Raw genomic sequence first — 13,049 nt, 5'->3', positions numbered from 1 at the left:
TTTTATCAGTTTTTTCAATTCTTCACGGGTAATCCATTTTTTAACTTTTAAAGAAGGGGTTCTACTCATGAATAATAATTATGATCTTCATTAGTTAAAAATATTACGTCTTATACTATAATTAAGAATAATATGGTTTAAAATGCCCTTTAATTTATATACATCAAAAATTGAGGTATTTGAAAAAAAGGCAAAATTTTAAGACTTTTTCATAATTGAAATTTGCTAAATTGTTAATGTAGCAAAAAACAAATCTATATTCCATGCCTCGAAGTATAAGAAAAAGAATTAACAAAAAGAGTCAGTGAACTTAAAGAAAAAAATAAAAAACGAAGAAACACTTATCAGGCAAATTAATGAGGAACTGGTTAGAATAGCGGAAGAACTTAAACAGGAAAAGAGAACACGAGAAAAAAGATAATTAACGATAAATAAAATAATTGTAAGTTAGTAATGGGCAGGTTCTGGATGAACTTTTTCAATGAATTCGGTGTTAAAAATATCCTCTTGTTTTAAATCTCCTTTCATATAACCCAAATTTCGCAGTACCTGAATAAACTTAAGTGTAGATTCAATGTAATCTCTTGGAATGCTTGCACAGTATTTTGGAGATACATTATATGTATTAAGCACAAAATCTTTATCAACAACTTCAACTTCTTTTAAGGCAATTTCAGCAGCTTTTTCTGGGTTCAATCTTATTAAATTACAGGCGTCTTCATGAGCTTTCAGGAAATCAGTGATAAATTCGGGTGATTCGTGGATTAGTTCTTCTTTTACAACTATTCCATAGCTTGGATTCCATGGCCAGAGTTTAGATGGTGGAATAGCAATACAAGAAGCAAATCTTCTTGAGGTAACTGCTGCAAGGGATGGTGTTCCAACACCAGCAGCAATTTCACCTTCTTCTATGGAATCAGGGATAAAATCAGCCCATGCAAAGTTTTTAATTTCAATATCAAGTTCTTTTGTCATTTCACGTATTATCACGTCGTGAATACATCCTTTTGATGGAGTTCCAATAGCTTTTCCTTCAAACTGCTTTAAAACAGCTTTTATACTGCCTAATCCATCAAAAGTTTTATAAGATTCGGGGGCAACCATTACAGTGCCTTCTACATGTCCTCCTCCAACACATTTAATTTTTAAACCATTTTCAATGCCTATCATAACTGGAGGAAGGCCAATGTATCCTACATCAAGATTTCTTGAGGTAAATGCGTCCTTCATTGCAGGGCCCGTGGCAAATAGGAACCATTTTAAATCATAATTGCCTAAATTACCTAAGGGTTCGTTTTTCAGGATAAATGAAGTGTGATAAATTGTTGATAGGTAACCAATGTTAATGTGAAATTCCTCCATGTTAATTTTACTTATTATATAACAATTGTTATATTTTGTTATATAAAAGTTTCACTTATTTGTGAAAATGAAATTAATCAGTTTAAAGTAAGTAGAAAGATATATTTAGTATTTTACTTCTATCACCAAATTAATGATTGTGAAGTATTTTTATATGTAATGGGGCATATATAACTACAGAACAAAACAATACCGGGGAAAAATATGGAAAAAATAGATATAGGAAAAAAATGGATTTGTTTACCAGATATTTACTGATTCATCTTCTTTATTTGTTTATTTATTTTCAGGGCCTCTTCCCGGTAGTAAAGATAGAATCCAAACCATATCACAACAGCAATGCTGATTCCTATTAAAAGTGATATGATTAAGGCACCAATTCCTAAAGATGCAGGTATCCACCCGGCATAAAGCACTGCTAAGAAGTAAACTATCATTCCAGTTCCCATATGTATCAAAACTTTCAGGGGCATGGAAAGGTCTTCTCTTTCGTATACTATTGAGGGAAGAGAAAATCCAACACCTATAACCATGGCCACAAAGGAATATTTAACATAATTGGCCATGAAGTCTGAAATATAACCATCATATCCTAAACTAAAATGCAAAAAATAGGATGCAAAATAAACCCTGCAGTTTTAACCATGCCCGATAGTAACTACTGGACACAGTTGGTGAAAATGCGGGTAAAGCAGGGAGTGTGGGTAAAAACTTTAAAAAAGATGAATAAAATATTTATTTCGTTAAATTTTTTGGCCACAAGATCGTTATTTAGAAAAAATTAAAATTAGGAATTTCACAGTCCTAAATGAGAGCTTTCATTGCAGTTGAAGCAAAATCAATATCACCTACTCCAAGTTCTTTGCGGGAGTTGTCTAAACACGTTTATTCTGTTTGAAAGAGAAAATTCATATATCGCTTAAAACTTCTCTTTTACTGGCATTAATAATGGTAATACCTATAACGTCTCCTTTTTCGTATCGGATTATTACATCGTCATCCATTATTTCTGAGTCATCTGCATGACTTGGTTTTTTGAAATTAATATATAAAACATCGGCCTCTTTATCGTAATCTGTCCAGATCCTTGGATAGGGCATTTTCAATAATTCAGGAACAATATGTAATATTTTTTTCACTTCAATGTTCCCCATACTTTTCGCCTCTTTTCCATTTGTTTAATTCGTTTGGTGAAAAATGCGGTAATCACAAATCCATCATCATTTAATTCTTTATATATTACTACAATGTATTTTTTATCTTTTATATTTCTTATTGCTATGTATTCTTCGCTTTCACCAGCATATATCGCTTCCGGTTCTTCTACTGTCTCAAGAACTTCAAAATAAAAACCCGCCATCTCTGGATGGCCTTCTGTAATATGAAACCATCTTTCATTAGTCAATCGTATAGATACGCCATTTATGGAGTTGACCTTGTCCATATAATTCAATCCCATTGTTATTTAAGGTGAAATATTTGACCTTATATTTATTAAACTATTTATCTATAATCCTAATAATCTAATACTTAAGGTATATAGATTCTGTGAAATTTAATATCAATTGATATTATCAAATGAGATTAAACAATGAAAAGAGCCCCTTTTCGAGAGTTTTTGATGATCCTGAAACCTCTCATAGTTATGCAAAATCATCTTAAAATAGGTAAGCAGGTATATTAAAATTTAAAAATAATAGTACACTTATAATGGGAGTTATAATAAATATAGATTGAAAAATATTTTAGTTTTAAGATTCTTAGCAATTAGTCAATAAAAAATTAAATTAATGGAGTTGAGCAATATGGCAAAAGAAATAAAACAATTAGTAATGGGCATAAGTCGAGAGGGCGATATAATTGTTAAAAGTGCAAGAGGCAGAATATATCCTGTTAAAAAATCTGCAGATTTAAAATTCAGTTGTGAGGATTTATTCCAGGATGTAGAAAAAGAGTTATACGCTACTATTGATACGGAATCTCAACCATGGGAATGTATCGCTATAGAATTTGAGCAATAATTCATAAAAATAAATTCACATGAATAAAATTAAATTTTAATCATTTTTTAAAAATAAGCTAATATGTTGCGTCTATAAATCACGCTATAACCAATGGTTTTTGTGGCCTTCGAAAATCTTTGATTTTTTACATGCCCCTGAAATTCGTAGAATTTCCGAGGGTCCCAAACACGAAGTGTTTGAGGACAACATCGCTCTCTTCATTTTCTTCCTGTCGAGCATAGGAACCAAACAAACCAATCCTTTTAACATGATATTTGTTTTTAATTTCAGTTTCATGTTTTTTTAAGACATTTATAATATCCATAACGACTGCCACCCATAACACATCATTAAATAGTTCTTTATGATTTAATTTGTATGAGATAATTGATATTTAATGTAATTTAAGATTTTAATTTTATTTAAATCGTATGATTTATCTATTTGAATATTGAGATATTCTTATGACATTTTAAATCTATTCTCGATTTATATACAAAATAAGATTTGTAGGGGATTAAAAATTGCAAACTGCGCCAGAAGAAGTAATAGAACTTGTCAAGAATTTCAAACGTAACATTAAGGCATATAAAAACAGGAATTATAAAGAAGAACAATTAAAACAGGAATTTTTAAACCCATTTTTCAAGGCTTTAGGCTGGGATGTTGACAATGAACAGGGAGCAGCACCTCAGTATCGTGATGTTATTTTTGAAGACTCTATTAAAGTTGGTGGAGGTACTAAAGCCCCTGATTATTGCTTTACATTAGCTGGAGTCCGTAAATTTTTTGTAGAGGCAAAAAAGCCATCAGTAGATATTAAAATTGGAATACAACCATCATACCAACTTAGAAGATATGCATGGAGTGCGAAGCTTCCAGTATCTATTTTAACTGATTTTGAAGAGCTTTCAGTTTATGAGGCCCGTTCACGCCCTAAAAAGAATGAGAACGCAGGCATTGGCAGAATTTTATATTATACCTTTGAAGATTATATCGATAAATGGGATGAAATCTATAATATTTTTTCTAAAGAAGCTGTATTAAAGGGTAAATTTGATAAATTCGCTGAAGGAACTAAAAAGAAACGTGGAACTCATGAAGTTGATGATGAATTCCTTTCAGAAATTGAAAACTGGAGAGATTTACTTGCAAAAAACATTGCACTTAGAAATGAAGAACTTTCCGTGGATCAACTTAACTATGCAGTACAGCAGATAATCGACAGAATTGTTTTCCTTCGAATGTGCGAAGATCGAGGGATTGAACCACAAGAACAGCTTAAATTACTTCTTGAACACGAAAATATCTATGAAGAATTCTGTAAACTATGTATAAAAGCAGATGAAAAATATAATTCAGGTTTATTCCACTTTAAAGAGGAAAAAGGCAGAAATACACCTCATGATGACCTTACAATGACTCTTAAAATTGATGATGGCATTTTAAAAACAATAATAAAAAGTATTTATTATCCAAGTCCTTATGAATTTTCTGTTATTTCCGTTGAGATTTTAGGGCATGTTTACGAACAGTTTCTGGGTAAAGTGATAAGATTAACTGCTGGGCATCGTGCAAAGGTTGAAGAAAAGCCAGAAGTCAAAAAAGCTGGCGGTGTTTATTACACTCCTCAATTTATCGTTGATTACATTGTTGAAAATACTGTCGGGAAACTCTGCAAGGGTAAAACACCAAATAAAGTTTCAGAATTGAAAATTCTTGACCCTGCTTGTGGTTCTGGTTCGTTCCTGCTTGGAGCTTACACTTATCTTTTAAAGTGGCATCTGGATTATTATACCAATTTAAACGATAAAAAACGTTTGAAAGATAAGATTTATCAGGGAAAAGGTGGCGAATGGTTCCTTACAATACAGGAGAAAAAGAAAATTCTTTTAAATAATATTTATGGCGTTGATATTGATCCTCAAGCTGTAGAAGTTACTAAGTTAAGTTTATTGCTTAAAGTGCTTGAAGGGGAAAATAAAGATGTTATTGAGGCCCAACAGAAGCTTTTTAGAGAAAGGGCACTGCCAGACCTTGAAAGTAATATAAAATGCGGTAATTCTTTGATTTCGTCTGAAATTTACGACTCTGATCTGACTTTAAGCGACGAAAAAATTGTAAAAATAAATGCTTTTGATTGGGAAGATGAATTTAGCGATATTATGGCAAATGGTGGTTTTGACGCTGTGATTGGGAATCCTCCATATGTAGATGTCAAAGTATTAGGAAATGGCATAAAAAAGGCTCTTTCAAACAAATATTCTTCAGCTACTCGACGCTTTGATTTATATATTCCATTTGTAGAACAAGGCTTAAATCTAATCTCAAATTACGGATTATTAGGATATATTATGCCATCTATGTTTACTAGGAGGGATTATGGTCAAGGACTTCGTACTACAATCAAAAAGCTTGGGTCAATCCAGCATGTTGTAGATTTTGGAACTAATCAAGTTTTTAAAAAGGCCATGAACTATGTGGGAATATTTATAATTAATAAATCAACAAAACAAAAGGACATTAATATATTAAGATGTGATAAAAGTGGAATTCCTCTTTCAGATTTGGATAAATGTCTAAAAGGAGAAGAAGTTGAGACAATAAGTAATTTTATAGCTCCTTCATTTATTTTTAATACAGATGATGAATGGTATTTTTTAAATAAAATAGAATTTAAACTTTTTAAAAGATTATTTAATTCCTTTTCTAAGCTTAGTGATTTACTTATGTACGGAAGCGAAGGCATTCATAGCGGAAAAGATCAAGTATTCTTTGTGAAGAAAGAAGAATCTCAAAAACTAAATTTAGAAAGTCCACCTACTTATCCTTTAGCTAAAGGTAAAGATATACATAGATACGATTCTATCTCAAATGAAAAACTTAATCATGTAGTTATTTATCCCTACAATCTATCCAACGGAACTGTTTGTGATGAAAATATATTAAAACAAATATCACCAAATACTTGGAAATATCTTGTTGATTCAAGAAAATTACTTAAAGGAAGAGCTTATTTTGATAAATCTGGTAAAAAGTGGTATGAATTATGGTGTCCTAGGGATCCAATTCTATATATGTCTCCTAAGATTATAGGTCCAGAAATATCATCTAAAGGTGAATTTACTCTATCTAAAAAATATTTATTTATTAACAATAAACTGAAATCCTTAATTTTACGTGAAAATGTAGTAGAAAGCATTGAATACATATTAGGCCTTTTAAATTCTTCTTTATTAACATATTTGCATCGTATAGTCGCACCACCTAAAGGGGGTGGCTTTTTTGAAGTTAAAACTAAAATTATGGGTTCATTACCAATCCGCACCATTGACTTCCAAAATCCTGATGATGTTGCACTTCACGATAAAATGGTCAAATTAGTCGAACAAATGCTCCAGTTGCACAAAAATCTTGACGCTGCAAAAACGCCGAATGAAAAGAAGATGTTAAAGCGTCAGATAGACGCGACAGATAAACAGATTGACAAGCTGGTTTATGAACTGTATGATTTGACTGACGAAGAAATTAAAATTGTTGAAAATAGTGTAAAAAATTGAATTGAAGTTTTATTTATCTTCTGATGGTTAATTATGAATAGCTTTATTCTGAACCTCATACAAAAAAAGATACAAAAAAAGCTGTGGATGAATTTGTAGAAAGAGCTCTCCACAAATACCGTGATCATATAAAAAACATTGTATTATTTGGATCTGTTGCTCGAGGCGAAGCCCGTGAAGATTCTGATATTGATATTTTGGTTATATGGAACGGTGATGAAGGAGAAAGATGGAGAAAGATGACAGGGCTGGCTTTTGACGTGCTTCTGGATACAGAAGATTATATTTCAGTGAAAGTGCTTCTTCCACAAGATTTAAAGGCAAAAAATCCATTCATAAAAATGTTTTGAAGGAGGGCATAAAGATTGCATGATTTATTTTTTTTATTTGCAATGCTCAAATAAGCGATCCCATCGCATTATAGAATTTCTACAAAGCCGTTCGATCAAAAAAAAAGATTCTATATTTGGAATGGACATGAACTTAATTAGTAAATAAAAAAACATTAAATAAGTAATATGTTATTAAGGCTTATCTTTATAAAACCAATTAGAAATATTATGTATAATCATGTAGTTATAATTATAAAAAATTCCAGGAGTAATGAATACAGAACTATAAGAAAAATATTATTGAAGTGTATAAATGAATTGTTCATATTAAAGTGAACATTTTATACATATCTACATATTTTATCCATGTTACTTTTTATCTGGAGGACAACTAATGTTTGAAAATGAAAAATATGCTTTGAAAATCAAAGAATTAAACAAGAAACATCATAAATGGATGGAAAACAGTATAAATCTGATTGCAAGCGAAAATATCACAAGCACCGCCGTAAGAGAAGCGCTGTCATCTGATCTATCCCACAGATATGCAGAAGGCCTGCCGTGCGAAAGACTCTACGAGGGATGTGAATATATCGATGAAATCGAAAATATGGCCATAGATCTTTCCAAAAAGTTATTCAATGCTGAACATGCAAACGTACAGCCAAATTCAGGTGTTGTTGCAAATTTAGCATCATTTTTTGCTTTCACAAAACCAGATGATCTTCTTATGGCCTTAAACGTACCTGTTGGAGGCCATATAAGCCATGCAGAAGTTAGTGCAGCTGGAATAAGGGGCTTAAGAATACTTTCTCATCCTTTTGATAATAAAAAAATGAATGTTGACGCTGACACCATGAAACGCCAGATTATAAAAAACAGGCCTAAAATTGTTCTCCTTGGCGGAAGTTTATTCCTGTTTCCACATCCTGTGGAAGATGCAAGAGAAGCAGCTGATGAAGTGGGTGCAAAAGTCATGTATGATGGAGCACATGTTCTTGGCCTTATAGCCGGTGGCAAGTTCCAGGACCCACTTAAAGAAGGCGCTGATTTACTTGTTGGAAGCACTCATAAAACATTCCCCGGACCTCAAGGTGGTATGATCCTCTGTAGGGAAGAATTGAAGGATGCAGTTGATGAAGCAGTGTTTCCCGGTGTTGTAAGCAACCATCATCTTCACCATGTTGCTGCACTTGGAATAAGTCTTGCAGAAATGCTTGAATTCGGCCGTGACTACGCTGGTCAAATCATTAAAAACGCCAAAGCCCTTGCTCAAAGCCTTTATGAACTTGGATTTGATGTTCTATGTGAAGATCAGGGTTTTACAGAATCTCACCAGGTTGCCATGGATGTTAAAAAGATATACAGCGCCGCTAAAATGGCAAAAGACATGGAAGCAAATAACATCATCTTAAATAAAAACCTTCTTCCATGGGATGACCGTAACCGGACTGACGATCCTTCAGGAATAAGAGTGGGGACTCAAGAAATTACAAGGCGCGGATTGAAGGAAGCCCAAATGGCCGAAGTTGCTGAATTCATAAAAATGGTAGCTATGGACCGTAAAAATGTTAAAGATGAAGTAACAGAGTTCATGAGTCAGTACACAAAGGTTCATTATGCATTTGAAGAAGATGAAGCATATAAATACATTGAATTTTAAGAGGTTCACTTAATTCCTTTTACTTATTCGTTTCATAAAATAAAAGAGTTTATTTTAAAGTTTCTAAGGAGATATGAAATGAAAATATGTTTTGGAATTACAGGAGCAGGACATCTACTTTTAGAGAGTGTAGAACTATTGGAAAAGTTAACAAATAGTCATGATGTAACTGTTTTACTTTCATCCGCCGGATGCGAAGTACTTAAAATGTATGGACTTTTTAAGAGAGTTGAAAGAATAACTGGCGGATATTACAATGAATTAGTTCAAGAAAAGGATCAAAAATTCAGCTACCCTATAACCGGACGATTTTCACTGGGAAAATACGATCTTCTAATTGTTTCTCCTGCAACTTCAAACACAATCGGTAAAATTGTAAATGGTATTGCAGATACATTGATTACAAATGCAGTTGCCCAGGCAGGTAAAGGGAGAGTAAAAACACTTATAGTTCCTGTTGACCTTGAATCAGGCGATTTAGAAACTGTGCTACCTTCAAAACTTGAATTGGATTTGTGTCGGCAATGTGAAGTATGTAAGGCTGCAGCAGCATGTCCTGGGGATGCCATAACACCTGGAATAGAAATAGACCTTCTTAAATGCATTGGATGCGGTGCATGTGCAGTATCCTGTCCGTTTTCGGCAATTTCCGCTGGAAAAATAATCACCATTCATATGAGAGATGTTGACATTGAAAATACTAAAAAACTCTATGGATTTGAAGGTTTAAAAGTTTTAAGGAGTCCTTCAGAGCTTAAAAATCTTTAAAGATACTTTAGAACCTTTTTTCAAATAACTGAAAAATGAATAAATTATTTAAACTCTGGGCAACAAATTATATTAGAAGGAGGAAGTATATGGTTGAATCAGAACGAAGAAATCTGGATAATTTAATAAAAGAACTTGAAAATGAAGACTGGAGAAGAAGAGAAGATGCTGCAGAACTTCTTGCAGAATTAAGAGATCCAAGAGCTGTTAATCCATTAATCAAAGCATTAAGTGATGAAGATTGTCATGTTAGAGAAGTTGCTGCTCTTTCATTAGCTATGTATGAAGATCCTAAATCTATTGATCCATTAATTGAATTACTGGAAGATGAAAAGGCAAGCGTTAGATATGCAGCAGCAATAGGCCTTTCTGGAGTTGGGGATGAACGGGCAATAAAACCACTTGAAAAAGCATCAAAGGATGAAAATCCGGTCGTAAGAAAAGTTGCCCAAATGGCTTTAAACTCAATAAATGAAAAATAATAAATTTATTATTTAACTTTTTGGTATTTTAAGCTCTTTTGCATGTAAAATCCACTTTATCCCCAATTTCGGTTTCCGACGCCTGAATTGTGCCTTTTTCCATTTCTATAATGTACATTGCAGATTTTTTAGGAGTATAGGTCTTCCATGGGTCAATTGTAACTGTGTCCACCACTCTTTTATCGGAATCTGCAAAAATAACGTCCAGTGGAAACCTTACAAAGAACATATGAATTGCAGAACCTCTCCTGCTTCTTGTATTTGGGAGTTTTAAAATAAGGCCTCTTTCCAACTTGCTTTTAAACATTACACCCCTTAACCTGGAAAAAAAGGTGTCTGCAACTTCGCTTTCCCCCATTTCTGTACCCTTGGAAACATTTACTACTGTTACAATCATGACCATTCCCTAAGAAAGATTATATTAAATTAATTCAAATATTATGAAGTCCATGTCTATTTCTTCATTGTTTTTTGATTTATTTACTTTATCACATATTAAATATGCAAATACATTTAAATGTCTTTAAAAATAACAAAAAAATGGATCAACAGTAATTGGTTAACTTTATGTTTTATGATCTATAAGATTCAAAATTGGAGATTTTTTATGATGAAAAAAAATATTTTTGTTGAAAAGCTCATTCAAAAACCAGTTGAAGAAAAGGAAATAGAAATAGTAGAAAGAAAAGGGATTGGCCATCCAGACAGTATCAGTGACGGAATAGCAGAATCTGTAAGCAGAGCTTTATGCAATGCCTATCTTGAAAGATTCGGGGAAATAATGCACCACAACACTGATGAAGTGCAGCTTACAGCCGGAGAATCCGCACCAGAATTTGGTGGAGGAGAAGTAATGAAACCTATGGATATCCTTCTTACAGGAAGGGGGATTTCTGAAGTTCATGAAGAAAAAGATGGGAAGCTTGAAATTAAAAAAATGGGTCTGGATAGAATAGCAATCAGTGCTGCTAAAGAATATTTAAAGGAAAATATTATAAATCTCGATGTTGAGACATCCACCGTGGTGGAATGTAAGATTGGGCATGGTTCTGGTGATTTAACAGATGTGTTTAAAAGAAAGGGGGAAGTACCCTCTTCAAACGATACATCATTTGGAGTAGGTTACGCTCCATTTTCAGAGACAGAAAACATTGTTCTTGCTACAGAAAATCTGCTGAACTCCAGGGATTTTAAAAAGAAATATCCTGCAGTGGGTGAAGACATAAAGGTCATGGGGCTTAGAGAAGATGACAGTCTTATCCTCACCGTAGCTACTGCAATGATATCCAGATACATTGATGGTCCTGATACTTATATAAACTTAAAAGAAGAGCTAAATGAAATAATAACAAAATTAGCACAGGATAAAACTGAAAGAAATGTTGAAGTGTTCATTAACACTGCAGATAACCATGCCTGCAAAACAGAAGAAGGGTATTATCTTACTGTAACCGGTACCTCTGCAGAAATGGGAGACGATGGATCAACAGGTCGTGGAAACCGTGCAAATGGTTTAATAACACCAAACAGGCCAATGTCCATGGAAGCAACATCTGGAAAGAATCCAATAAACCATGTAGGTAAAATATACAATCTTCTCTCAACTAAAATTGCAAGTGACATAAGTGAAAATGTTGAAGGAGTAAAAGAAGTTCAAATAATGCTTTTAAGCCAGATAGGAAAGCCAATAGATAATCCCAAAGCTGCAAGTGCTCAATTAATCATGGAAGATGGATACAGAATTGAATCAGTAAATAAACAGGTAGAACAGATAATTGACTCATGGCTTGAGGACATAACAAGCATTACCGACCTTCTCGTAGCTGGTAAACTCAAAACATTCTGATACATTCCAGACATTCGAAATGTCCTCTTAATTTAGAAAATAAGTAATTAAATCCATTTTTTTTTATGGTTTAAAATTTGGGCGCCCCTATGAGAGTTCAAACAAGAGGGTGGCTAAGGGACGCCCAAATTTGTGTTTGATAAAAATTATTTTTAAAAATCAGTGCCCGGAAATTCCTGAAATATGCAATTATTCAGTTATAAATTTATTTATAGTTTTTGATCAATCTGCAATGACTGCTGGATTTTAACATATTTTTGATGGTCTTTTTTCTAAAAAGATTGAAGTGTAGGTGTAGCATCCCCTTCGGAGGCGATACTATCAGTAAAAAAATAAGTATCGTTGTTATAGGGGATGCAATAATTAATTGTGTGGAAGGTATTTATATCTTTTTCTATTTGCAGGTAACATTATTTTGCATTAACTTTTAAATATCTGCGGGTCAGATATTATTTCAAGAATAAAGTTACAGTAAGAGAAGTTGTCAATAGTTCGAAATCCAGAAAGATTTTTGAGGGATTCACTGTAAAAAATTAGATTCTGCTAAATAGCTTTTTACATCTAATTATATTAAAATAACAGGAGAATATAAATGCCGATAAAAGAGGCTCCACGTTCATACAATGCAAAGATAACTGAAGAAGGTATCCAGAAATTCTGGGAAGATAACGATATATACAGTAAGACAAACAAATTAAGGGAAAATAGTCCCAAATTTTCATTTTTAGATGGTCCTCCCTACTGCAGTGGAAGAATGCACCTGGGGACTGCATGGAACAAAGCAATAAAAGATACTTTTTTACGTTTTAAAAGCATGTCTAACTTTCATCTTCGAAGGCAGGCAGGATGGGATACTCATGGACTTCCAATTGAGCATAAGGTAGAAGGCTTGCTTGGATTAAAAAGTAAAAAACAGATTGAAACTGAAATAGGTATTGCAAACTTTGTAGAAAAATGCAGGGAATTTGCAATTGAAAACAAGGCTGTTATGACCAAACAGTTTAAAAAGCTTGGAGTCTGGATGGACTGGGAT

General features: G+C 33.1%; 14 protein-coding genes. 8 read left to right on the top strand and 6 right to left on the bottom strand.

Annotated elements, in window-relative coordinates; genetic code table 11:
- Positions 1-447: 447 nt before the first annotated feature.
- The 4 genes from PQ963_10935 to PQ963_10920 form a co-directional block, all read right to left on the bottom strand.
- Positions 448-1,362, bottom strand: a complete 915-nt coding sequence (locus PQ963_10935) for an ABC transporter substrate-binding protein (GenBank protein MEN4030174.1) — start codon at positions 1,360-1,362, stop codon at positions 448-450.
- Between the two features lie 251 nt (positions 1,363-1,613).
- On the bottom strand, positions 1,614-1,928 hold the full coding sequence (locus PQ963_10930; protein MEN4030173.1) for a DUF3021 domain-containing protein: 315 nt from the start codon (positions 1,926-1,928) through the stop codon (positions 1,614-1,616).
- Between the two features lie 342 nt (positions 1,929-2,270).
- Entirely contained in the window at positions 2,271-2,516 is a 246-nt protein-coding gene (locus PQ963_10925; protein MEN4030172.1) for a DUF2283 domain-containing protein, read from the bottom strand.
- Positions 2,498-2,806, bottom strand: a complete 309-nt coding sequence (locus tag PQ963_10920; GenBank protein MEN4030171.1) for a PBECR2 nuclease fold domain-containing protein — start codon at positions 2,804-2,806, stop codon at positions 2,498-2,500. The genes PQ963_10925 and PQ963_10920 overlap by 19 nt, the downstream gene beginning before the upstream one ends.
- Positions 2,807-3,167: 361 nt before the next feature.
- On the opposite strand from PQ963_10920, the gene PQ963_10915 reads away from it, so the two are divergent.
- A complete protein-coding gene (locus tag PQ963_10915) occupies positions 3,168-3,383 on the top strand; it encodes a hypothetical protein (protein MEN4030170.1) in 216 nt (71 codons plus the stop codon).
- A 127-nt stretch (positions 3,384-3,510) separates the two neighbouring features.
- Here the strand turns inward: PQ963_10915 and PQ963_10910 are convergent, their stop codons facing one another.
- Positions 3,511-3,702, bottom strand: coding sequence for a nucleotidyltransferase domain-containing protein (locus tag PQ963_10910; protein MEN4030169.1), 192 nt, complete (start codon positions 3,700-3,702; stop codon positions 3,511-3,513).
- Positions 3,703-3,889: 187 nt separating this feature from the next.
- On the opposite strand from PQ963_10910, the gene PQ963_10905 reads away from it, so the two are divergent.
- The 5 genes from PQ963_10905 to PQ963_10885 all read left to right on the top strand — a co-directional run bounded on the left by PQ963_10905 (position 3,890) and on the right by PQ963_10885 (position 10,170).
- On the top strand, positions 3,890-6,925 hold the full coding sequence (locus PQ963_10905) for an N-6 DNA methylase (protein MEN4030168.1): 3,036 nt from the start codon (positions 3,890-3,892) through the stop codon (positions 6,923-6,925).
- 83 nt (positions 6,926-7,008) lie between these two features.
- Positions 7,009-7,275: a nucleotidyltransferase domain-containing protein gene (locus PQ963_10900; GenBank protein ID MEN4030167.1), complete on the top strand. Its 267-nt coding sequence runs from the start codon at positions 7,009-7,011 to the stop codon at positions 7,273-7,275.
- A 376-nt stretch (positions 7,276-7,651) separates the two neighbouring features.
- Complete coding sequence (glyA, locus tag PQ963_10895; protein ID MEN4030166.1) at positions 7,652-8,920, top strand: serine hydroxymethyltransferase; 1,269 nt, start codon at positions 7,652-7,654, stop codon at positions 8,918-8,920.
- Positions 8,921-8,998: 78 nt separating this feature from the next.
- Entirely contained in the window at positions 8,999-9,688 is a 690-nt protein-coding gene (locus PQ963_10890) for a dihydromethanopterin reductase (acceptor) (GenBank protein MEN4030165.1), read from the top strand.
- Between the two features lie 89 nt (positions 9,689-9,777).
- The gene (locus PQ963_10885; protein ID MEN4030164.1) at positions 9,778-10,170 is read left to right on the top strand and encodes a HEAT repeat domain-containing protein; all 393 of its coding nucleotides are present in this window, start codon (positions 9,778-9,780) and stop codon (positions 10,168-10,170) included.
- Between the two features lie 28 nt (positions 10,171-10,198).
- Here PQ963_10885 and PQ963_10880 read toward each other — a convergent pair whose 3' ends face one another.
- The gene (locus PQ963_10880) at positions 10,199-10,567 is read right to left on the bottom strand and encodes a DUF192 domain-containing protein (protein ID MEN4030163.1); all 369 of its coding nucleotides are present in this window, start codon (positions 10,565-10,567) and stop codon (positions 10,199-10,201) included.
- A gap of 213 nt (positions 10,568-10,780) precedes the next feature.
- Between PQ963_10880 and PQ963_10875 the strand changes: the two genes are divergently transcribed.
- Positions 10,781-12,016: a methionine adenosyltransferase gene (locus tag PQ963_10875; protein ID MEN4030162.1), complete on the top strand. Its 1,236-nt coding sequence runs from the start codon at positions 10,781-10,783 to the stop codon at positions 12,014-12,016.
- A gap of 592 nt (positions 12,017-12,608) precedes the next feature.
- Positions 12,609-13,049, top strand: a 441-nt coding sequence (locus PQ963_10870; protein MEN4030161.1) for a class I tRNA ligase family protein, incomplete at its 3' end; no start/stop codon positions are given.

Origin of the sequence: Methanobacterium sp. (assembly GCA_039666455.1) — an archaeon.
GTDB lineage: Archaea > Methanobacteriota > Methanobacteria > Methanobacteriales > Methanobacteriaceae > Methanobacterium_D.
Note: the sequence above shows the minus strand (reverse complement) of the source record. Positions and strands in the feature narration are given on the sequence as shown.

Bases quoted from the DNA above. Each gene is read 5' to 3' on its own strand.
- PQ963_10935 (MEN4030174.1), bottom strand. From the start codon at position 1,362: ATGGAGGAATTTCACATTAACATTGGTTACCTATCAACAATTTATCAC.
- PQ963_10930 (MEN4030173.1), bottom strand. From the start codon at position 1,928: ATGGCCAATTATGTTAAATATTCCTTTGTGGCCATGGTTATAGGTGTT.
- PQ963_10925 (MEN4030172.1), bottom strand. From the start codon at position 2,516: ATGGGGAACATTGAAGTGAAAAAAATATTACATATTGTTCCTGAATTA.
- PQ963_10920 (MEN4030171.1), bottom strand. From the start codon at position 2,806: ATGGACAAGGTCAACTCCATAAATGGCGTATCTATACGATTGACTAAT.
- PQ963_10915 (MEN4030170.1), top strand. From the start codon at position 3,168: ATGGCAAAAGAAATAAAACAATTAGTAATGGGCATAAGTCGAGAGGGC.
- glyA (MEN4030166.1), top strand. From the start codon at position 7,652: ATGTTTGAAAATGAAAAATATGCTTTGAAAATCAAAGAATTAAACAAG.
- PQ963_10890 (MEN4030165.1), top strand. From the start codon at position 8,999: ATGAAAATATGTTTTGGAATTACAGGAGCAGGACATCTACTTTTAGAG.
- PQ963_10885 (MEN4030164.1), top strand. From the start codon at position 9,778: ATGGTTGAATCAGAACGAAGAAATCTGGATAATTTAATAAAAGAACTT.
- PQ963_10880 (MEN4030163.1), bottom strand. From the start codon at position 10,567: ATGATTGTAACAGTAGTAAATGTTTCCAAGGGTACAGAAATGGGGGAA.
- PQ963_10875 (MEN4030162.1), top strand. From the start codon at position 10,781: ATGAAAAAAAATATTTTTGTTGAAAAGCTCATTCAAAAACCAGTTGAA.